General features: G+C 66.8%; 19 protein-coding genes and 2 tRNA genes. 4 read left to right on the plus strand and 17 right to left on the minus strand.

Going from position 1 to position 21,461, the window contains the following annotated elements; all coding sequences use genetic code 11:
• Positions 1-119: 119 nt before the first annotated feature.
• Positions 120-647 (plus strand): DUF3515 family protein, encoded by a 528-nt coding sequence (locus ACFQ50_RS10855; RefSeq protein ID WP_377995536.1) that lies wholly within the window; start codon positions 120-122, stop codon positions 645-647.
• Positions 648-655: 8 nt separating this feature from the next.
• Here ACFQ50_RS10855 and ACFQ50_RS10860 read toward each other — a convergent pair whose 3' ends face one another.
• The 6 genes from ACFQ50_RS10860 to leuC form a co-directional block, all read right to left on the minus strand.
• Positions 656-1,801, minus strand: a complete 1,146-nt coding sequence (locus ACFQ50_RS10860; RefSeq protein ID WP_377995537.1) for a D-alanine--D-alanine ligase family protein — start codon at positions 1,799-1,801, stop codon at positions 656-658.
• A gap of 17 nt (positions 1,802-1,818) precedes the next feature.
• A complete protein-coding gene (locus ACFQ50_RS10865) occupies positions 1,819-2,871 on the minus strand; it encodes an NAD(P)H-dependent glycerol-3-phosphate dehydrogenase (protein ID WP_377995538.1) in 1,053 nt (350 codons plus the stop codon).
• Complete coding sequence (locus tag ACFQ50_RS10870) at positions 2,868-3,614, minus strand: lysophospholipid acyltransferase family protein (RefSeq protein ID WP_377995539.1); 747 nt, start codon at positions 3,612-3,614, stop codon at positions 2,868-2,870. Before ACFQ50_RS10870 ends, ACFQ50_RS10865 begins: the two co-directional genes overlap by 4 nt.
• 10 nt (positions 3,615-3,624) lie before the next feature.
• Positions 3,625-4,950 (minus strand): UDP-N-acetylglucosamine 1-carboxyvinyltransferase, encoded by a 1,326-nt coding sequence (murA, locus tag ACFQ50_RS10875; protein ID WP_307103597.1) that lies wholly within the window; start codon positions 4,948-4,950, stop codon positions 3,625-3,627.
• Between the two features lie 190 nt (positions 4,951-5,140).
• Complete coding sequence (leuD, locus tag ACFQ50_RS10880; RefSeq protein ID WP_377995540.1) at positions 5,141-5,743, minus strand: 3-isopropylmalate dehydratase small subunit; 603 nt, start codon at positions 5,741-5,743, stop codon at positions 5,141-5,143.
• Positions 5,744-5,752: 9 nt separating this feature from the next.
• Positions 5,753-7,207, minus strand: a complete 1,455-nt coding sequence (leuC, locus tag ACFQ50_RS10885) for a 3-isopropylmalate dehydratase large subunit (protein WP_377995541.1) — start codon at positions 7,205-7,207, stop codon at positions 5,753-5,755.
• Between the two features lie 111 nt (positions 7,208-7,318).
• Here leuC and ACFQ50_RS10890 point away from each other — a divergent pair, with 111 nt between their 5' ends.
• The 3 genes from ACFQ50_RS10890 (at position 7,319) to ACFQ50_RS10900 (ending at position 9,345) form a co-directional block, all read left to right on the plus strand.
• A complete protein-coding gene (locus tag ACFQ50_RS10890) occupies positions 7,319-8,038 on the plus strand; it encodes an IclR family transcriptional regulator (RefSeq protein ID WP_043420062.1) in 720 nt (239 codons plus the stop codon).
• Between the two features lie 232 nt (positions 8,039-8,270).
• The gene (locus tag ACFQ50_RS10895) at positions 8,271-8,516 is read left to right on the plus strand and encodes a hypothetical protein (protein ID WP_377995542.1); all 246 of its coding nucleotides are present in this window, start codon (positions 8,271-8,273) and stop codon (positions 8,514-8,516) included.
• Between the two features lie 277 nt (positions 8,517-8,793).
• The gene (locus tag ACFQ50_RS10900) at positions 8,794-9,345 is read left to right on the plus strand and encodes a DUF1697 domain-containing protein (protein WP_377995543.1); all 552 of its coding nucleotides are present in this window, start codon (positions 8,794-8,796) and stop codon (positions 9,343-9,345) included.
• 13 nt (positions 9,346-9,358) lie between these two features.
• Here ACFQ50_RS10900 and ACFQ50_RS10905 read toward each other — a convergent pair whose 3' ends face one another.
• The 11 genes from ACFQ50_RS10905 to metG form a co-directional block, all read right to left on the minus strand.
• On the minus strand, positions 9,359-10,972 hold the full coding sequence (locus tag ACFQ50_RS10905; RefSeq protein WP_377995544.1) for a GTPase: 1,614 nt from the start codon (positions 10,970-10,972) through the stop codon (positions 9,359-9,361).
• Complete coding sequence (locus tag ACFQ50_RS10910; protein ID WP_377995545.1) at positions 10,969-12,738, minus strand: dynamin family protein; 1,770 nt, start codon at positions 12,736-12,738, stop codon at positions 10,969-10,971. The genes ACFQ50_RS10905 and ACFQ50_RS10910 overlap by 4 nt, the downstream gene beginning before the upstream one ends.
• A gap of 174 nt (positions 12,739-12,912) precedes the next feature.
• Positions 12,913-12,985, minus strand: a tRNA-Glu gene (locus tag ACFQ50_RS10915).
• Positions 12,986-13,115: 130 nt separating this feature from the next.
• Positions 13,116-13,187: transfer RNA gene (locus tag ACFQ50_RS10920), tRNA-Gln, on the minus strand.
• 163 nt (positions 13,188-13,350) lie between these two features.
• The gene (locus tag ACFQ50_RS10925) at positions 13,351-14,103 is read right to left on the minus strand and encodes an HAD family hydrolase (protein WP_377995546.1); all 753 of its coding nucleotides are present in this window, start codon (positions 14,101-14,103) and stop codon (positions 13,351-13,353) included.
• Positions 14,103-15,614, minus strand: a complete 1,512-nt coding sequence (gene gltX, locus ACFQ50_RS10930; protein ID WP_377995547.1) for a glutamate--tRNA ligase — start codon at positions 15,612-15,614, stop codon at positions 14,103-14,105. The genes ACFQ50_RS10925 and gltX overlap by 1 nt, the downstream gene beginning before the upstream one ends.
• 62 nt (positions 15,615-15,676) lie before the next feature.
• Complete coding sequence (locus ACFQ50_RS10935; protein ID WP_377995548.1) at positions 15,677-16,453, minus strand: fumarylacetoacetate hydrolase family protein; 777 nt, start codon at positions 16,451-16,453, stop codon at positions 15,677-15,679.
• 18 nt (positions 16,454-16,471) lie between these two features.
• Complete coding sequence (locus tag ACFQ50_RS10940; protein ID WP_377995549.1) at positions 16,472-17,269, minus strand: MBL fold metallo-hydrolase; 798 nt, start codon at positions 17,267-17,269, stop codon at positions 16,472-16,474.
• A gap of 137 nt (positions 17,270-17,406) precedes the next feature.
• Positions 17,407-18,519 (minus strand): branched-chain amino acid aminotransferase, encoded by a 1,113-nt coding sequence (locus ACFQ50_RS10945; protein WP_377995550.1) that lies wholly within the window; start codon positions 18,517-18,519, stop codon positions 17,407-17,409.
• Positions 18,520-18,619: 100 nt separating this feature from the next.
• Positions 18,620-19,672 (minus strand): 3-isopropylmalate dehydrogenase, encoded by a 1,053-nt coding sequence (locus ACFQ50_RS10950; RefSeq protein WP_377995551.1) that lies wholly within the window; start codon positions 19,670-19,672, stop codon positions 18,620-18,622.
• Between the two features lie 210 nt (positions 19,673-19,882).
• Positions 19,883-21,442 (minus strand): methionine--tRNA ligase, encoded by a 1,560-nt coding sequence (gene metG, locus ACFQ50_RS10955; protein WP_377995552.1) that lies wholly within the window; start codon positions 21,440-21,442, stop codon positions 19,883-19,885.
• Positions 21,443-21,461 lie beyond the last annotated feature (19 nt).

Here is a 21,461-nt window from a genome sequence, read left to right on the forward strand (position 1 = left end):
ACTACGCTACCGCCACGGACGGACATTTTCGGCTGGCGTGTTTCCGCCCCGGCAAGCAAGGAGTGCGGACGGCACTTCGGCGGTCCGTCCGGCTCCGCGCGGAACGATAGGCTTGAAGGATGCATTACCCGCCTGTCCACAAAGCTGCCCAGAAACCTGCCCAGAAATCCGTCCGCAGGCTTGGGCTGGCAGCGGCCGCCGCGCTCACTGGACTGGCGCTGGGCGGCTGTTCACCCGCCGTCGACGTCGCCCCCGCCGCCGACGCAGCCAATCCGGCCTGCGCGCCGATGATGGTGGCACTTCCGGATGCCATCGGCGATGCCCGCCTGCGGAAGACGAACAGCCAGGCCACAGCCGCCTGGGGAGACCCGTCGCAGGTGGTCCTGCGGTGCGGGGTCAACGTCCCCGGACCCACCACTGACCGCTGCGTCAGCGTCAACGACGTCGACTGGGTGATCAAGGAGGGCAACCCCGTGTGGACGCTGACCACCTACGGCCGGGAACCCGCCACGGAAATCCTGATGGATCCGGACAAGATCAGCTCGGCCACTGTCCTCGCTGATCTGTCCGGCGCAGCCGCGAAGATCAAGGCCAGCCGCAAATGCGTGGGCCAGCAGGAAGTCCAGGACCTGCCCACCAGCAAGTAGGCAGGAATCTAGCGCAGGCCCGTTTTGCGGGTCAGCGCCAGGTGGATCAGCTCATCGATCAGGTCCGGATAGGACAGGCCGGTGGCTGCCCACATCTGCGGGTACATGCTTTTCGGGGTGAACCCGGGCATGGTGTTGATCTCGTTGATGATGAGGTCGCCGTCCTGCGTGTAGAAGAAGTCGACCCGGCTCAGGCCCTCCGCTCCTACTGAATCGAACGCCGCGGCAGCGAGCTCGCGGACGCGGGCAATCGCTTCCCCGGGCATGTCCGCAGGGCAGCTCAGGGCGGCCGCGTCATCCACGTACTTGGCCTGGAAGTCATAGAACTCGTGCTCACCGGCGGCCACGGAGATCTCGCCCGGCAGTGACGTGCGGGGCGCATCGCCACCGCGCCCCTCGAGCACGGCGCATTCGATTTCCCGGCCCACGATGCCGGCCTCAATCACCAGTTTTGGATCATGCTCCCGGGCCGCCTCGATTGCGGCGTCCAGGGCGTCGAGCGAATCGACCTTGGAGATGCCCATCGAGGATCCGGCGCGGGCGGGCTTGACGAACACCGGGAAGCCCAGCAGGTCGACCTGCTTGCGGACGGATTCGGGATCATTGCGCCACTGCCGGTCGGTCACTGCGATGTACGGACCCACTTTCAGGCCGGCGGCCTCGAAAACCACCTTCATGAAGTGCTTGTCCATGCCCACGGCCGAGGCCAGCACGCCGGCGCCGACGTAGCGGGTGTCGGAGAGCTCCAGGAGCCCCTGGATGGTGCCGTCCTCGCCGAATGGCCCGTGCAGCAGCGGGAACACCACATCAACGGCGCCAAGTTCCTGCGGCACTTCGTTGGGGGCCGTCACGATGAGCTGGTGCTCGCCGCCGATTTCCGTGAGGCTTACCGTCTGGGCCGACGGCGGGACCTCGGGAAGCGAGGTGGCGGAGAGGGACCACTGGGCTGTGTCCCCGGACGCAAGCACCCACTGGCCGGATTTAGCGATGCCGATAGGAACGACGTCGTACTTGTTCCGGTCGATGGCCCCCAGCACTCCGGCAGCGGTTACGCAGCTGACGGCATGCTCACTGGAGCGGCCGCCAAAGAGGACGGCGACCCGCGGCTTGGCTGGGGCAGGTGCGCTTTGGTTCGTTGTGTCCGCTGCGGTCAAGTTTTCTTCCGACACTGTCAGTAATCGCCTTCGGCTTTAAGTTCCCGGGACAGCAGCAGCGGCCCGAGTTGGTCAACGGACAATTTTCCGGCGAGGACCGCGACGACGGCCGCCGTGATGGGCATTTCGACGCCGAGCTTGCCGGCCAGTTCGTGGACGGCCTGGCCGGACTTGATGCCTTCAGCCGTCTGGGTCATTTTCTGGGCGACCTCGTCAAGCGTAAGTCCCTGTCCCAGCAGGCGGCCCGCGGTGTGGTTCCGGGACAGCGGCGACGAGCATGTTGCCACCAGGTCCCCGAGACCGGCCAGCCCGGCCATGGTGTGGGCCTTGCCGCCAAGGGCCAGGGCCAGGCGGGAGGTTTCGGCCAGGCCGCGGGTAATCACTGAGGCCTTGGTGTTGTCCCCCATCTGCTTACCCTCGCAGATGCCCACGGCCAGCGCGATGACGTTCTTGACGATTCCGCCGATCTCGACGCCGACGATGTCAGAAGTGGTGTAGGGACGGAAGTACGGGGCGGTGCAGCTTCTGGCGATCCAGCCGGCCGCGGCGGAGTCGGGGCAGGCGACGACCGAGGCCGTGGGCTCCTCCCGGGCGATCTCCATGGCCAGGTTGGGGCCGGAGACGACGGCGATGCGGTTGGCGGGAATGTCAAGTTCCTCGGCGATCACCTCGCTCATCCGTGCGTCCGAGCCCAGTTCGAGGCCCTTCATCAGGGACACCACGAGGGCCTCGGGCCCGACCAGGGGCTTCCATTTGCGCAGCTGGAGCCGCAGCGACTGGGCGGGAACGGCGAGGACCACGAGGTCAGCTCCGGACAGCACCTCCGCCACATCCGTGGAAGCGGTAATGCTCGGCGGAAGGTCGATGTCCGCGAGGTACTGGGGGTTGCGGTGGTTGTTGTTGATCTCAGCAACGACTTCCGCCCGGCGTCCCCAAACCCGGATCCGGCGGTCAACGCCCGAGGCGGTGGCGGCGTCGGCCAGGGTTTTCGCGAACGTGGTCCCCCACGAACCGGCGCCCAGGACTGCCACGGACACGGCCGAACCGGGCCGGCCGTGGACAGGCGTCATTTCCCGCCCCGCTCGACGTCGCGGCCGTGCTTCGTCTGGTTGTGGGCGGTCGGGTCCCAGCGCCGGGCCGGCGCCTGCTCCCCGCGGAGTTCGGCCAGGAGCCCGGTCACGGCGTCCATGATGACGTCCGTGGCCTCGGCCAGGGTGGCCTTGTCCCGGGACCGGCCCACGAAGCGGGAAAGGTCAACGGGGTCGCCGATCCGGATCCTGGACGTCTTGCGCGGGAACAGGTGGAACCGCTTGGCGTAGCGGGGAAACAGCTCGTGCGCGCCCCAGTGCGCCATCGGCACCACCGGGATGCCGGTCTCAAGCGCCAGGCGGGCGGCGCCGGTGTGACCCTTCATCGGCCACAGGTCCGGATCGCGGGTCAGCGTACCCTCGGGGTAGATGATGATGGCTCCACCGTCAGCCACAATCTCCTGGGCGAGCTGCAGCGAGCGGTTAGCCCCCGCCGTCGAACGTTCCACCGGAATCTGCTTGGTGGCATGCAATACCTGGCCAACCACCGGGACCTTGAAGAGGCCCGACTTCGCCAGGAAGTGCGGGGCGCGCTTGTTGCTGTACAGCATGTGCCCGATCACGAGGGGGTCGATCTCGGTGCAGTGGTTGGGCACGGCGATGAAGCCGCCCGCGGGAAGCTTGTCCGTGCCCTCCCATTTCTTGTTCATGACCAGGTTCAGGACCGGCCGGACAATGCCGGCGATAATCACAAACGTTATGTGGCTTTTGGCCGATTCTTTCACCGGGCCCCCGCTACTTCGCCGACGAGATGTCGAAGTCGGCGCCGAGCCCGGCCAGCTTCTCCGTGAACCGCTCGTAGCCGCGGTTGATGATGTCGATGCCCGTCACCCGCGAGGTGCCCGTGGCGGCCAGGGCGGCGATCAGGTGGCTGAAGCCGCCGCGGAGGTCCGGCACGTCAATGTCGGTTCCCTTGAGCTGAGTGGGACCCGAGATGACGGCGGAGTGCAGGAAGTTCCGCTGCCCGAAGCGGCACGGCACGCTGCCCAGGCATTCCCGGTGGACCTGGATACTGGCGCCCATGCGGATGAGGGCGTCCGTGAAGCCGAAGCGGTTCTCGTAGACGGTCTCGTGCACGATGGACACGCCCTCGGCCTGGGTCAGCGCCACGACGAGCGGCTGCTGCCAGTCGGTCATGAATCCCGGGTGGACGTCCGTTTCGAGGACCAGGGGGCTGAGTTTGCCGCCGCGGTGGTAGAAGCGGATGCCGTCCTCGCCGATGTCCATGCCGCCGCCCACCTTGCGGAAGGTGTTCAGGAAGGTCATCATGTCCCGCTGCGAGGCACCTTCGACGAAGATGTCGCCGCGCGTCACCAGCGCCGCCGACGCCCAGGAGGCCGACTCGTTGCGGTCAGACAGTGCCCGGTGGTTATAGCCGCCCAGGTCGCGGACGCCCTCGATGCGGATGGTGCGGTCCGTCTGGACGCTGATGATGGCGCCCATCTTCTGGAGCACGGCAATGAGGTCGACGATTTCGGGCTCGGTGGCGGCACCGGAGAGTTCGGTGATGCCTTCGGCGCGCGTTGCGCTCAGGAGGACCTGTTCCGTGGCACCGACGGAGGGGTACGGCAGGGAGATCTTGGCGCCGTGCAGCCCCTTGGGCGCGGAAATGTGGATGCCGCCCGGGCGCTTCTCGACGACGGCACCGAACTGCCGCAGCACGTTCAGGTGGTAGTCGATGGGCCGGTCGCCGATCTTGCAGCCACCCAGGTCCGGGATGAAGGCCTCGCCGATCGCGTGGATCAGGGGTCCGCACAGCAGGATGGGAATCCGGGAGTCACCGGCGTGGGCGTCGATGGCCGTGCTCGGCGCCGTCTTGGCCGCCTTGGGATCCAGGGTCAGGTCGCCGGTGACGGGGTCCTTCTCGACGGTCACGCCGTGCAGCTGGAGCAGGCTGGTGACCACCTCCACGTCCTTGATCTCCGGAACGTTCCGCAGCACGGAAGGCTCGTTGCCCAGCAGGGCAGCCACCATGGCCTTGGGCACAAGGTTCTTGGCACCCCGGACGCTGACACGGCCTGTTAGCGGGACGCCTCCGCGGATTGTCAGAACACTACTCATTTACCGGTTTCCTCACGACTACTCGCCCCCCAAATCCTTACAAAGGCACCAGCTAAGCATATGAGTTCGCGTTACCGAACCGAAATACTGACGCGGACGCGTGGGGCGCGGCGGCCGATCCCGGGGCAGCGGAAAGGCCCGCCGCGGCTGTCCGCGGCGGGCCTTTCCGGCAATAGTTTCCGGATTCCGGTCAGGAGGTCCTGGCCGGCAGCGTCAGGGGTTTGAAGGACGGCCGGGTGGCTTCGTAGGCCGTGATGTCCTCCTCGTGCTGCAGGGTCAGCCCGATGTCATCGAGGCCTTCGAGCAGGCGCCAGCGCGTGTAGTCGTCGATCTCGAACGGCGCCACCACGTTGCCGCAGGTCACGGTCTTGGAGGCGAGGTCAACGGTCACCTCGGTCCCGGGGGCGTTCTCGAGCGTCTTCCAGATGAGCTCAATGTCATCCTGGGCAACCTGGGCCGCAAGGAGTCCCTGCTTGCCCGAGTTGCCGCGGAAGATGTCGGCGAAACGGGAAGAGAGGACGGCACGGAAGCCATAGTCCTTGAGCGCCCAGACGGCGTGCTCACGGGAGGAACCGGTGCCGAAATCGGGGCCGGCCACCAGCACGGACCCGGCGTTGAACGGCTCCTGGTTCAGGATGAAGGAAGGGTCCTTGCGCCACGCTGAGAACAGCGCGTCTTCAAAGCCGGTGCGGGTGATGCGCTTGAGGTAAACGGCCGGGATGATCTGGTCCGTGTCAACGTTGCTCTGGCGCAGCGGGACGCCGACGCCGGTGTGGGTGGTGAACTTTTCCATGGCGTCTTCCTAGGCGGCGTCGGTGGTGAGGGCTGCGGATTCCGGTGCCGGTTCGAGGTCCGACGGCGAACTCAGCGTTCCGCGGACGGCCGTTGCGGCTGCAACCACCGGGGAAACGAGGTGCGTACGGCCGCCCTTGCCCTGCCGGCCTTCGAAGTTGCGGTTGGAGGTGGAGGCGCACCGCTCCCCCGGCTCCAGCTGGTCCGGGTTCATGCCCAGGCACATGGAGCAGCCGGCGAAGCGCCATTCTGCGCCAAAGTCCTTGAAGACCTTGTCCAGGCCCTCAGCCTCGGCCTCAAGCCGTACGCGGGCCGAGCCGGGGACTACCAGCATCCGGACCTTCGGGTCCTTCTCGCGGCCGCGGATGATGTCCGCCGCGGCGCGCAGGTCCTCGATGCGCGAGTTGGTGCAGGAGCCCAGGAAGACGGTGTCCACCCGGATGTCCTTCATGGGCGTTCCGGCTTCCAGGCCCATGTACTGCAGGGCACGTTCCGCGGCGGCCTTGGCGTTCTCGTCGCCGAAGTCTTCCGGGGACGGCACCTTGGCCGACAGCGAGACGCCCTGGCCCGGGTTGGTGCCCCAGGTGACAAACGGCTCGAGGGTGTTTGCGTCCAGGTCAACCTGGGCGTCGAAAACGGCGTCGTCGTCTGTGCGCAGCGTGTTCCAGTACTCGACGGCGGCATCCCAGTCGGCGCCCTGCGGCGCGTGCGGCCGGCCGTTGACGTATGCGTAGGTGGTCTCGTCCGGAGCCACCATGCCTGCGCGGGCGCCGGCTTCGATGGACATGTTGCAGATGGTCATCCGGGCATCCATGGACAGCGCACGGATGGCCGAGCCGCGGTACTCCAGGACATAGCCCTGCCCGCCGCCGGTGCCGATCTTGGCGATCACAGCGAGGATGATGTCCTTGGCGGTCACGCCGGGGCGCAGCGTGCCCTCGACGTTAATGGCCATGGTCTTGAACGGCTTGAGGGACAGCGTCTGGGTGGCCATGACGTGCTCCACCTCGGACGTGCCGATGCCCATGGCCAGCGCACCGAACGCGCCGTGCGTGGAGGTGTGCGAGTCGCCGCACACCACTGTCATGCCCGGCTGGGTCAGTCCCAACTGCGGACCCACAACGTGCACAATGCCCTGCTCGGCGTCACCGAGCGGGTGCAGGCGGACGCCGAACTCCTCGCAGTTGTTGCGCAGGGTCTGGATCTGGGTCCGGCTGGTAAGATCGGCGATCGGCTTGTCGATGTCCAGCGTTGGGGTGTTGTGGTCCTCGGTGGCGATGGTGAGGTCCGGGCGGCGCAGCTTGCGGCCAGCCAGGCGGAGACCTTCGAAGGCCTGCGGGGAGGTTACCTCATGGACGAGGTGCAGGTCGATGTACAGAAGGTCAGGCTGGGCGTTGACGCCTTCGCCGTCGCCTTTGCGCACCACGTGCGCATCCCAGACTTTCTCGGCCAATGTTTTGGCCATGGCCATCTCCCTTCGATGCTGTTTGTTGTTGGATCCACTGAAACAGCAGACCCCTGTAATAAGCCAGTCCAAAGATTTGCATCTCAGATATTGAGACGGCAATATCAATACATGGACAATTCTAGTGGAGTCGGTGTCATTGATAAAGCAGCACAGGTGCTCGACGCGCTTGAGGCCGGCCCCACCACTCTTGCGCAGCTGGTCGCTGCCACGGGACTGGCGCGGCCCACGGTGCACAGGCTGGCGCTGGCGCTGGTCCACCACCGCCTCGTAAGCCGCGACATCCAGGGCCGGTTCGTCCTCGGCAGCCGCCTCGTTGAGCTGGCGTCCGCCGCGGGCGAGGACCGCCTCATCGCCTCCGCCGGTCCTGTCCTTATGCAGCTCCGCGATGCCACCGGCGAAAGCGCCCAGATCTTCCGCCGCCAGGGCGACTGGCGGGTCTGCGTTGCCTCCGCCGAACGCCCCATTGGCCTGCGCGACACCATTCCCGTGGGAACGCAGCTGTCCATGAAGGCCGGATCCGCCGCCCAGGTGCTGCTCGCCTGGGAGGACCACGACCGCCTGCTGGAGGGCCTGCAGTCCGCGCGCTTCACGCCCACCGTTCTGGCGGGAGTACGACGGCGGGGCTGGGGCCAGAGCCTCGGCGAACGTGAGCCGGGCGTCGCCTCAGTCTCGGCACCTGTGCGTGGCCCCTCCGGCCGCGTCATCGCCGCCGTTTCCATCTCCGGCCCCATCGAGCGGCTCACCCGCCAGCCCGGCCGGCTGCATGCGGAAGTCGTGTGCAACGCGGCCCGCGTCCTGACGGAAGCGCTCCGCAAGAATAACGACTAGAGGCGCGTAGGGGTGGCCCGCGCCGCCCATACCCGCGCGAGCGGTGGACCACTGTCCGCGGGCACGAACGCGCCCAACTGGGTAGCACTTCAGGGCGTTCCCACGGCTGGGAACGCCCTGATCTGCTACCCAGTTGTCGTTCCCGGGCGGATTCAAAAAAAGCTTTTGGATCACTCCCCCAAGCCGGTCCGCTCGGCCCTTAATTGTCAGTCCCACTTGGCAGACTGTGTTCATGGACGGCAGCGGGAATTCGGCACTAACAGCGGCGCCGCACGGCGATGCCCTGCACGCTGCCGCGGTTCCCGGCGACTTACGTGATGCCGAGTTCCGTTTCGATGCGCTCGTCTCCACCGGATTCCGGGACTACGGGTTTCCGTATGACGATGATCTCGACGCCGCGTATCCGGAATCTTTTCCGGAGGACCCGTTTCCCGAAGCCTTGTTTGCCGGCCGTCCTTTCGACAAGGACCCCCTCTGACGACGGTGCCTTTAACGACGGCGTTGCCTCCAGCCCGCCACTTCCTGGCACGTTGCGGCGCGTTCCTCTGCGCAGGACCCTGCAACCACCTCGGGCTCGTTTCTGCCGGCGGCCGATCTCACCGCTGACAGTGCCGGGCTGATCGACCAGATCCGCGCGGGCGAGAACACGGTTGTCGGGGTTCCCGCTGTACGAAGAGTTTGAAAGCCGGACGCAGCACCACGACCTGTCGGTCCAAGCCGGGCAGTACGGCGCAATCGGGCAGTAGTGTGGGCGCATGACCAGCTACGCAGTGTTCCTCCGCGGCATCAATGTGGGCGGCATCAACATCAAGATGGCGGACCTCAAGGAAGCCCTGAAGCAGGGACCGTTCACCGGCGTGAAAACGCTACTGGCCAGCGGCAATGTGGTGCTGGCCAGCGATCTGGACCCTGCCGGCGTGAAGAAGGAATTCGAGGCAACCCTAAGGAAGGCCTTCGGCTACGACGCATGGGTGGTGGTCCTGACCGCTGGCCGGGTGGCCGAACTTGTTGCCGTGTGCCGCTACCCCGCCGACGATAAAAGCACGCACACCTACCTCACGCTTGCCTCGGACACTGCTTCGCTGGACGAGCTGTTCGCCACCGGGAAAGCCCTGGATGGCGTAGAGCAGGAACGGCTCGGTCCCGAAGCCCTGGCCTGGCTGGCACCCGCCGGCGGCACCCTGGAGAGCCCGTTCAGCAAGCTGACTGCCAAGCCGAAGTACAAGACCTCCACAACCACCCGGAACCTTCGCACCATGGTTAAAGTCCGGGACGCCGCGGCGGCCCTGGACACGGCAGCCGGCTGACGCGCCGGCACTGCTAGCCCGCGGCGGCCCGCAGCGCCGCGTTGAACGCCTTCAGCCGCCGCACCTCCGCCTCCACGGGCTCCACAACAAGCTGGCCCGCCACCCCTGCCACGGCCGCGTTGAGCCGTTTCCTGGCCCTCGCGCCGCGGCGGCTGGCCACGCCGGCAGCGATGAATTTGGCCGTCACGGCAAGCAGGATTCCCAGCGCAGCTCCGCCGGCAATCATCAGGGTGGGGACCGGCCAGCCCTCCACCCGGGGCACTTGCGGGACAGGCAGCTGCAGGTAGCCGAGCCCGGCAAGCACGCCAAGCCACCCCAGGCCTGCCACGGCGGCAAGCAGCGCCAGCCACTGGATCACGTTGAACACACCCCACCACCAGGACTTCCGGCCAGCACCGAGGTCTGCCCCGGAAATGGCTTGGTCAAGGGCGTCCGGCAGCCGGTCCCTCCCCATCCGGGCCGCCGCACGGATGGACGCCCGCCACGGGCCTGGGGCACCCTCACTGGCGGCGTCGGCAAACTGGCGGACCGCGGCATCGCTCCGTGCCCGCTCCGGAGCGCCTGCCGGCGGCAGGGACGTCCGGTTCACCTCGGCGCTGGCATTGCGGCGCAGGTTTAGCCGGCGGAGCGGATCGGGCCTGAAGCGGACGAGCCACCGCGTCACAGGCCAGCCCGTGCGCCGGGTGGACTCGATCTTGTAGGACGAGGACACCGCATCGGCCACCAGCGGCACGTTGGCCGCCGTGGCCAGTTCGCCGGCGAGCCGGGCCACCATTCCGCTTTTCACTCCGGCGGCTTCCCCGCGCCCCGAGGCCTCTTCCAGCTGCGCCGCCGACTTGGTCACGTCCGCGGACAGACGCAGTGACCGCGCTTCCCGCTGCGAGACAACGCGGCGGATGGCAGCCCGGACACCGCCCACTCCCGCTCCGGTCAGCGCGGAGGCCGCCAGCACCTCGACAGCACCCAGCCCGTCGCGGGCCAGAATCCCGCGCAGCGACTCCAGCACGGGCTCGACGTCCCCTGCCGGAAGCCTGTCCACCTGGTTGAGCACCACCAGAGTGACGGCCCCGTGGGACGCCAGCGGAGCCAGGAAGCCGTTGTGGACGGCGGCGTCGGCGTATTTCTGCGGGTCCAGCACCCAGACCAGGACGTCCACCATCCCCACCAGCCGCTCCACGGTCTCCCGGTTCGCGGTGCGCGTGGAATCGAAGTCGGGCAGGTCCAACAGAATCAGCCCGGTATCCTCGTCGGCAAACCCGTCCACGGGATCGGCGAGATGGCGGGCGCGCACGTCCAGCCAGTCCAGCAGCATCTCACTGCCGTCAGCGCCCCAGACGCTCGCCAGGGGCTCGGATGTGGTGGGCCGGCGCGCCGCCGCCGTCGCGATTTCAGCGCCGTTCACGGCGTTGAACAGGGTGGATTTCCCGCTTCCGGTCGCCCCGAAGAAGCCCACCACCGTATGGTCGGCAGAGAGTGCCCGCCGCGACCGGGCACGCTCCAGCACCCCAAGCACGTCCTCGAGGCAGGCTTCGGGCAGCACGCCGTCGGCCAGTTCCCGCGCCTCGCCCAAGGCCTCCAATCGGCTTTGCAGCCGCGCCTCTTCCCTCGCCCTCCCCCGGCGGTTCATGTGGCGTCCGCCAGCCGCGTCAGCGCATGCGCATGTTCGGCGAGTTCGACGGCGGCCTGCCCGGCTTCCGGGTCCAGCCGCGAAAGGAAGCGCTCCTGCTCGGCCGCCAACAGGCCTCGGCACCTGCTGCTCAAATCGTTCCGGGCGGTCCGTGCGAGACGGCGCACGGCATCCTCGCCGAAGACGGCCTCCAGCAGTTTCTGGCCCACGACGGCGGTGCCTCCGGCGACGCCGATCTCAAGCCCGGTCAGCCCGGCAGTCATGGAAAAAACCACGATCATCAGGGCGGCGCCGAGGCCGTTGATGCCGAACGAGAGCCACCGTGCCTGCGTCCGCTTGTCCTGCCCTTCGGTCCTGATCAGTTCCATGAGGCCCGCCTGCCAGTCGCGTATCTCGGCTGCCACGAGATCCCCAAAGCCGGGGCTCGTTCCCGAGAGGTCATCTGTGCGCAGGAGTTGCCGGCCCGCCGGATCTGAGCGCCAGCGCTGGTCCGCGTCCTCCGCCGCTTTGGCGGCCTCATCGAGGATGACGGCCTGGAGGCCTGTCTCAATGGCGGTTTCCACTTTCACGGCGGGTTCGGGCTCACCCCGGAAGAAAGCCCCAAGCCGGTCGCGGAACCGCCCGACGTTTTGCTCCAGGCTCCGGAAGAACTCTCCCGTTCCCACAAAGTCCTGCCAGCGGGCCAGGACCGCCCCGCGGAGGAGAGCCCCGTCCTTGGTGGCGTCGATGATCCGGGTGCCCGCGCCCTGGTAGGCGGCACGCACGTCATCGCCCAGCAGGTCGGCCGCACGGCCCTGCTCCTTTGCGGCGTCGGCGATGCGTCCCACCCGTTGCCCAAGCTCCCGCACCGCGCCGTGCAGGGTCCGCCGCACGATGTCGGCGCGGGCAGCGGCGTCGTCGGAAAGGCCTCGAAGCCAGTTCTGCACGGGCTCCACGGTTGCCGGCGGCAGCATGCCGGAGCTGCCAAGGGGGACTTCCGGGACCACGAAGAGGCGGGCGGCGCCCAGGCCTTCCCGGGCCAGCATGCTTCGCAGGTCCTCGCTCACCTCGGCTTCCGCAGCGGGCGGCACACGGTCGAGGACCACCGCCACCATGATGTCCCTCGACGCCGCATTCAAGAGCAGCTTCCACGGAACGGCGTCAGCGTAGCGGTTGGCGGTGGTCACGAAGATCCACAGGTCCGCTGCCGCCAGCAGCTGCCCGGCCAGCCTGCGGTTCTCGTCGGAGATGGAGTCCACGTCCGGAGCGTCCAGCAGTGCGATGCCCTGGGGAACGGCAGGATCGCCCACGAGGACCAGCGACGAAACGGGCGCGGTCTCCGACGGCGTCCCGGACCGGCTGACAGGCGCAGGCGTGGCAACGGCCGGGACGGCCCCAGAGGCAGCACCCGGGACGACGGTTCCGCGGATCCGGCTGAGGCCGGGCAATACCCGCTGGTCCTCGAACCAGGCAACCTCCGAGGGGTGGTGCAGCAGGATGGGCTGGCGGGTGGTGGGCCGGATGGCGCCGGCGCGCGTGACCGGATGGCCGACGAGTGCGTTCACGAGAGTCGATTTGCCGGCACCCGTTGAGCCGCCGACGACGGCCAGCAGCGGAGCGTCAAGGCTGCGGTAGCGGGGCAGGATGTAGTCATCGAGCTGGGCTATGGAGTTCCGGGCCTCCAGCCGCGCCTGGTCAGCTGCCGGCAGGGCCAGCGGCAGCGAGACAGCTGCCAAGCCGCGGCGGACCTCCTCCAGCAGGCGCACGCCGGCAGGCTGCGTTTCCATTTCCTGGCCGTTGTTTGGCGGCATCCGATTGGAGGTCACAGCCTCATCATGCCAGTTCGGGCCCGCATTAGGTCGAACAAGTGCATTACCTGGCCGCAAAACGCCCAGCGGTCCCACAGCATTTTCGGGCAAAGCAAAACCGGCCCCGGGCTGTTGCCCGGAGCCGGTTACTTGTGACCCCAGCGGGATTCGAACCCGCGTTACCGCCGTGAGAGGGCGGCGTACTAGGCCGCTATACGATGGGGCCGCGTACTTTCCGATCGGCGCTTCCGCCGATCAAGCCAAGTTAGTGTTTCACACATTTGGCTTTGTTCCAAATCGATAATTTTCGATTCGCAACACCTGAATTTCTGCGGAAAATCCGGAGAAATTCAGAGCTGGGATACCAGGACTCGAACCTAGAATGACGGTACCAGAAACCGTAGTGTTGCCAATTACACCATATCCCATTGGCACTTTCGGGCCGGTCGAAAGTCTTTATCTTTCGCTCCGTGCCCCTCAGCACGAGTAATTACTCTACCCGAGACTTTTGCGCCGCACAAATCGGCGGGGCGTTACCTGCGCCACACTTTGGGAGTACCGCGGCGGGTGCAGGCAACGGGCCCCGGCCGACTAGCTGGACCCGGCCGGCAGCGCCAGCAGTTCCAGCAGCGAGGTGATCTCCTGCCCCTGGAAACCCGGAGCCTGCTCCCCGCTGCGGTTCAGCCAGATGCCCAACAGTCCTGCCGCCGTCGAGCCCTCAGCGTCCAGGAGCCGGTTGTCTCCTATGTAGAGCGTGGAGGCAGGCGTGCTGCCGATCAGCCGGACGCCTTCGAGGTAGATGGCAGGGTCCGGCTTGGGGACACCGACGGTATCGGTGCCCACAAGGAACCGGATACGTTCCAGGCCGGCGCTGTCCAGCTTCACCCGCTGGTAGTCGTGCACGTTGTTGCTCACCGCGCCATAGGGAATACCGGCCTCGTCCAGGACGTCGAGGAACGGCAGGACATCCTCAAAGGTCCTGACGTAGCTGGGTTGCAGCCGCGAGTAGGTGCTGAGCCAGTTGTGCGACTCGTCCCCCTCGCCCATTTCGACGCCGAAGTGGCCCAGCGCCGCCCGGCCCCGGAGCAGCCGCTGCTCGTTGAAGGTCAACTCGCCGGCGAGGTAGCGGTCGTAATAGTGGGTTGTCTCGTGCGTGAAGATCCGCCCCACCTTCTCCCACCCCGCCTGGTCCAGACCGGGCAGGAGGTGTTCACTGGCGTCACGCAGAGCCGTGGTCATGGCGTAGGCAAGGTCCACGAGGGTGTCGTCAATGTCGAACAGGACACCGCTGACCGCCCCGAGGCTGCGGGACAGGACGGCGGTTTCCACTGCTGGCTGTGACATCAGCCGCGGAAAGCGCGCAGGCGCGCCAGGGACGATTCCTTGCCCAGGATGACCATGGACTCAAACAGCGGCGGCGAGATCCGGCGGCCGGAGATCGCGGTGCGCACGGGGCCGAACGCGAGCCGGGGCTTGATTTCCAGGTCCTCCACCAGCGCCTGCTTCAGCGCGGACTGGATGTTTTCGGCATTCCACTCGTCGATCGGCGCGAGCGCGGCAATGGCGGCATCCAGCACTTCGGCAAGGTTCCCGGGCAGGCCCTTGCGGGCGTCGTCGGCAATGTCGATGGCGTCGTCCGCCTTGAACAGGAAGGCCAGCATGTCCGGGGCTTCACCCAGCAGGGTGATGCGTTCCTGGACCAGGGGTGCGGCTTCGGTGAGGATTTCCTCCTCGCGGTCCGTCAGGATCTCCCCGACAAGGTCCGCGTCGCGGAGGTAGTGTGCCACCCTGTCGCGGAACACCTTGGGCTCGAGCATCCGGACATGGGTGCCGTTGATGGCCTCGGCCTTTTTCAGGTCGAAGCGCGCCGGGTTGCCCAGGACGTCGTGGATATCGAAGTGCTCCACGAGCTGCTCCACGGTGAAAATGTCCTCATCGGCGCTGAGCGACCAGCCGAGCAGGGACAGGTAGTTCAGCAGCCCCTCGGGGATGAAGCCGCGCTCCCGGTGGAGGAAGAGGCTGGACTCCGGATCACGCTTGGAGAGCTTCTTGTTGCCCTGGCCCATGACGTAGGGCAGGTGGCCGAACTCCGGCATGTACTCAGCGACGCCCACCGCGTAGAGGGCCCGGTACAGGGCAACCTGCCGCGGTGTGGAGCTCAGCAGGTCTTCGCCGCGCAGCACGTGCGTGATGCCCATCAGCGCGTCATCCACCGGGTTGACCAGCGTGTAGAGCGGCGCTCCGTTGGCCCGAACGACGGCGAAGTCCGGGACGGAACCTGCCTTGAACGTGATCTCGCCACGGACGAGGTCATTGAATGTGATGTCCTCATCCGGCATGCGCAGGCGGAGGACAGCCTGCCGGCCCTCTGCCCGGTACTGGGCCAGCTGCTCTTCTGTCAGGTGCCGGTCAAAGCCGTCGTAGCCAAGCTTCGGGTCCCGGCCGGCGGCACGGTGGCGTGCCTCGATCTCGTCGGGGGTGGAGAAGGACTCGTAGATGAATCCGCCGTCGTGCAGCCGCTTGATGACGTCCTGGTAGATGTCCCCGCGCTGCGACTGCCGGTAGGGCTCGTGCGGACCGCCCACCTCGACGCCCTCGTCCCAGTCGATGCCCAGCCACTTCAAGGCATCCAGCAGCTGGTGGTAGCTCTCCTCGCTGTCGCGTGCCGAGTCGGTGTCCTCGATCCGGAAGACCAGGGTGCCCTTGGTATGGCGGGCGTAGGCCCAGTTGAACAGCGCCGTGCGGATCAGCCCGACGTGCGGAGTACCCGTGGGCGAGGGGCAGAAGCGGACGCGGACGGGCGTTTCGGCGGTGACGGCAGGAATGGCAGCTGGAGCGGCGGAGGGGGTAGTCATAGTGATACCAACTTTACCAACCGGGCACCCCTTCCCCTGCCCGGTTGGCGGACCGTCGGCGGCTAGCGGCGGACGACGGGGTTCGACAGACGCCCGATGCCCTCGATCTCCACTTCGTACCGGTCCCCGGCCTGGACGAGGCCGACGCCGGCCGGCGTGCCTGTCATGATGACATCGCCCGGCAGCAGCGTGAACGCGCTGGAGACGATCGAGACCAGTTCGCGGACGCCACGGATCATCTGGCTGGTGCTGCCGTCCTGGCGAAGTTCGCCGTTGAGCCGGCCCTTGATGGACAGGTCCTCGGGATCGAGTTCGGTCTCAATCCACGGACCAAGCGGCGCGGACGTGTCGAAGCCCTTGGCACGCGTCCACTGCAGGTCTGTCTTTTGGACGTCCCGGGCCGTGAGGTCGTTGCCACAGGTGTACCCGAAGATGACGTCGTCGGCCCGCTCTTCCGGCACATCCTTGCAGATCCGGCCGATGACGACGCACAGCTCCGCCTCGAAGGAGACCTCCTCGGAGAACTCGGGCAGAACCACAGGATCGTTCGGACCCACCACGGAGGTGTTGGGCTTCAGGAACAGCAGCGGCTGCTGGGGCACCTCATTGCCGAGCTCGTGGGCGTGCTCCACAAAGTTACGCCCCACGCCGATCACCTTGCTGCGCGGAATGATGGGCGCCAGCAGACGGACGTCCTCGAGTTTGTGCCGCACGGAGGTGCGTTCCACACCGTGGAAAAAGGGGTCGCCGTTGATGACAGTGATTTCCTCACTGCCGGGCTGGCCTTCAACAACGCCGTAAAGGGGATCAGAATCGACTACAAACCGGGCAATACGCATGGTCCCAAGCCTACAGTCTCAGTCCCCGCCCCTCAGGCGGCGCAGGTATTCCAGCTGTGCCGCCACCGAATTCTCCGCGGCGCGCCGGACGGAGGGGTCGACGTCGGCATACACAACGCTGGTGACCTCACCCACGGCAGCATCCGGGCCCAGATCCTCCAGGGCCGCCCGGATCTGCGCCAGCCGGTCCAGCCGGTGGTCCCGGTAGGCGCGGACCACCGCGTCGAGCGCCGGCAGGACGGGTCCGTGGGCGGGCAGGACGGTGGCCGGTCCCAGCCGCTCCAGCCGGTCGAGGGAGGAGAGGTAGTCGGCCAGCGTGCCGTCCGGGTGATCAAGCACGGTTGTTCCCCGGCCCAGGATGGTGTCGCCGGTCAGCACCGAGCCGGCGGGCCCGTCGAGGGGCAGGTGGAAGCAGACGGAGTCGGAGGTGTGCCCCGGAGTGGAAACCACCCTGATCTCGGTGCCGCCGGCGGCGATGGTCTCCCCCGGCTGCAGCACGGCTCCCCCATGGCAGTGCTCGCGGGCGGCGGCCCGGACCGGGGCGCCGGTGATTTCGGCGAGGCGGGCCGAACCCGCCGTGTGGTCCGCGTGCCGGTGTGTGATCAGGACGAGCTCGACGGGCCCGGCAGCCGCCAGCGCCTGAAGGTGCGTCTCGTCCAGCGGACCCGGATCAACCACTACCACCGCCCCGTGGCCCCGTTCCCCGACGATGTAGGTGTTGGTCCCGTCCAGGCTCATCGGCCCCGGGTTGGGCGCGAGGCGGAAACGCGTCAGCGGGCTGCTGTCAGTAAATCCAGTGGCGATGTCCTGAGTCACAGGTTTCATTCTGTCATCCGGGAACAGCCGGAACAGCCGGCGCCTGGTGACCAGAACGACGGCGGGCGGCCGGTGAGCTGCCGAAACAGCCCAGCCGGCCACCCGCCGTCGTTCTCAAAGGAGTCAGCCGAAGCGGCTCAGGCGAGCCGGGTCAGCCAGCCGTGGGTGTCCTCGACCGTTCCGGTCTGGATGCCGAGCAACTGCTTGCGGATGGCCATGGTGGTCTCGCCGGCCTTGGCGTCCTCCGAGCCAATGAATTCCGTAGCATCCTTCAGGACACCGATGGGAGTGATGACGGCGGCGGTGCCGCAGGCAAACACCTCGGCTATCTCGCCGGAGGCAACGCCGTCGCGCCATTCGTCCAGCGTGATCTTCCGTTCGGTCACTTCGCGGCCCATGTCCTTGGCAACCTGGATGATCGAGGAGCGGGTCACGCCCTCGAGGATGGTGCCGCTGAGCGCCGGCGTCACCAGCGAGCCGTCCTTCAGAACGAAGAAGACATTCATTCCACCCAGCTCCTCAACGGCGTTGTCGTTGAACTGGTCCAGGAACAGCACCTGCTTGCAGCCGTTGGCCTCGGCCTCCTGCTGCGCGATGAGCGAGGCCGCGTAGTTGCCGCCGCACTTCGCAGCACCCGTGCCGCCCCGGCCTGCCCGTGCGTATTCGCGGGAAATCCAGATCGAGATCGGCTTCAGCTCCCCGCCGAAGTAGTTTCCGGCCGGCGAGGCAATGACGCGGAACGAAACCTCACGGGCTGCCCGCACGCCCAGGAATGCCTCGGTGGCGATCATGAACGGGCGCAGGTACAGGGCCTCGCCGTCGCCGGCGGGAACCCATTCCTTGTCTGCCGCCACGAGTTCACGGATGGCGCCGAGGAAGTATTCGGCCGGAATCTCCGGAAGCGCCAGGCGGCGGGCGGACTTGTTCATCCGGGCGGCGTTGGCCTCCGGCCGGAAGCTCCAGACGGAACCGTCAGCATGACGGTACGCCTTCAGCCCCTCGAAGATTTCCTGCCCGTAGTGCAGCACCGCGGCGGACGGGTCCAGCATGATCGGGCCGTAGGCCTCGATCCGCGCATCATGCCATCCGCCCTGTCCGCCGGCGTCGACCGTGTAGTCAACAATCGCAGTGTGGTCGGTGAAGTGGTCGCCAAAGCCTGGGTTGGCCAGGATGGCTGCACGCTCCTCAGCGGACCTCGGGGTTGCCGAGGGGTGCTGGGTGAATTCGACGCCATGGGCAGTCTGAGTCATGGTTCCTCCACGGTCGGCTGCCTGGCATCTGAACGTGGTTCAGCGTCGGACCACGGCAGCGATTGGTAATTCAGGTAAAGCTTACGCCCGCTGGCGGGGGCTAAACGGCCGCCGCAATGGCATCCCCGATGGCCCTGGTGCTGCGCACTTCGCCGTTGCGGCTTTCGACGTCGGCCACCACCGCGGACTCGATCCGCCGGGCTGCGTCGGCGTACCCCAGGTGGTCCAGCAGGAGGGCTGCGGACAGGATGGCGGCGGTGGGGTCGGCCTTCTGCTGGCCGGCAATGTCTGGTGCGGAACCGTGCACGGGTTCAAACATGGACGGCGCAGTGCGGTCCATGTTGATGTTGCCCGAGGCCGCCAGGCCGATGCCCCCGGTGACGGCTGCAGCAAGGTCGGTGATGATGTCGCCGAAGAGGTTGTCGGTGACGATGACGTCGAAGCGGGCGGGATCGGTGACCATGAAGATCGTCGCCGCGTCGATGTGCAGGTAGTCGTGGGTGACCTCGGGGAATTCCTTGGCGACAGCTTCGACAGTGCGCTTCCACAGGTGGCCGGCAAAGACCAGCACGTTGTGCTTGTGAACCAGGGTCAGCTTCTTGCGCGGGCGCTCGTTGGCCCGGCGGAAGGCATCACGGACAACCCGCTCCACGCCGTGGGCCGTGTTCAGGGAAACCTCCGTGGCCACCTCGTGCGGCGTGCCGCCGCGCAGGGTGCCGCCGTTGCCCACGTAGGGGCCCTCGGTACCTTCACGGACGACGATGAAATCGATGTTGCCCGGTTCAGCCAGCGGGCTGCCCACCGTCCCGTACAGCCGGGACGGGCGCAGGTTGACGTAGTGGTCAAGGCTGAAGCGCAGCTTGAGGAGCAGCTCGCGTTCGATCAGGCCCGACGGGATGCGCGTATCGCCCGGCGCTGCACCGATGGCACCGAAGAGGATGGCGTCGCGCGTCTTCAGGTCCTCGAGGACAGCCTCCGGGAGGGTCTCGCCGGTCTCGAGCCAGTGCCGGGCACCGAGCTCGTAGTGGGTCTGGTCCAGGGTGACACCCTCGGCGGCCACCACCTTTTCGAGAACCTTCAGGGCTTCGGCGATGACCTCCGGGCCAATGCCGTCGCCCGGGATGACAGCGAGGTTGATGGTAGATGCGCTCATATTTTCAGGGTAGCCAAGCCATCCACATTCTGGTCAAGCTGTCTCAGCATTCGGTCACGCAGCGGAAACGCTCCTTCAGCTTTCGCAACAAAACCGGAGACGCTCCCTCAGCTTTCGCGGCCCAAACGCCAACACTTCCTCACTCTCCTAAAGAAAGTGAGGAAGCGTTGGGGAAAAACCTGCAGGACGTGAGGACGCGTCCTGATCCTCTTAGGCGTCCGCGGGTTCCTCGTACTTCGGGAACACCGGCGCGGGGGCAGGCAGGTCGGTGCCCGCGGTGATCGGCGTCGCGATGGCCGTGAACTCCCGGGCCTCCCCTTCCGGCTGGCCGAGGTATCCGAGCAGCGCGGCACTGGCCGTGGGCATGACCGGCTGGGCGAGAACCGACACGATGCGCAGCACCTCGAGGGTCACGTACAACACCGTCTGCATGCGTTCGACGTCGGTCTTCCGCAGCACCCAGGGTGCCTGCTCGGCGAAGTATGCGTTGGTGTCCCCCAGCACCGTCCATATCGCCTCGAGGGCGCGGCTGAACTCCTGCTTTTCGAAGGCAGCCCGTGCCTGCTCAAGCAGTGCGTTGGCCTGGCCCAGGATGGCGTTGTCGGCCTCCGTAAACGTGCCCGGCACGGGCACCCTGCCCTCACAGTTCTTGGCCACCATGGACAGTGAGCGCTGGGCGAGGTTTCCGAAGTTGTTGGCCAGGTCGGAGTTCATCCGGCCGACGATTGCCTCGTGGTTGTAGCTGCCGTCGGCACCGAAGGGAACCTCGCGCAGGAAGAAGAACCGGACCTGGTCCAGGCCGTACTGCGCCACGAAATCCGCCGGTGCAACGACGTTGCCCAGGGACTTGGACATCTTGACGCCGTTGTTGTGCAGGAACCCGTGGATCATGACCCGCTTGGGCAGCTCGAGGCCGGCGCTCATGAGGAAGGCCGGCCAGTAAATCGCGTGGAAGCGCGAGATGTCCTTGCCGATAATGTGGACGTCGGCCGGCCAGTACCTCTTGAACGGCTCCGATTCGACGTCCGGGTAGCCTGCGCCCGTGAGGTAGTTGGTCAGGGCATCGACCCACACGTACATGACGTGCTTTTCGTCGCCCGGGACGGGCACGCCCCAGTCGAAGGTGGTGCGGCTGATGGACAGGTCCTCGAGGCCGCGCTTGACGAAGCTGATGACCTCGTTGAACCGGGACTGCGGCGCACCGAACTCGGGCTGTGCCTCGTACAGGGCCAGCAGCTTGTCCTGGTAGGCGGACAGCCGGAAGAAGTAGCTTTCCTCGGCGGTCCAGGTCACCGGGGTGTCAGTCTCCTTGGTGTACCGGGCACCGTCCTCCTTGACCACGGTGTCGTCCTCACCGTAGTAGGCCTCGTCCCGCACGGAGTACCAGCCCTCGTACTTGGACAGGTAGATGTCCCCGTTGGCTTCCATCTTCTTCCAGATGGCCTGCGAGGCGGTGTAGTGATCCGCGTCCGTCGTGCGGATGAACCGGTCGTAGCTGATGCCGAGGGCGGCGTGTGCGGCCTTGTAGATCTCCGCGTTCCGGTCCACCAACTCCTTGGGCGAGACGCCTTCCTTCTCCGCGGTCTGAGCAATCTTCAGCCCGTGCTCGTCGGTGCCGGTGAGGAACTTCACGTCATAGCCGTCGAGCCGCTTGAACCGGGCCATCGCATCCGTGGCGATGTACTCGTAGGCGTGGCCGATGTGCGGGACGCCGTTCGGGTAGGTGATGGCCGTAGTGATGTAGAAGGGGCTCTTGTCTGAGGAAGTCACGGGCGGAACGTTACCTTTA

The sequence above is a fragment of the Arthrobacter sp. NPDC056493 genome (assembly GCF_042795115.1).
Classification (GTDB): Bacteria; Actinomycetota; Actinomycetes; order Actinomycetales; family Micrococcaceae; genus Arthrobacter.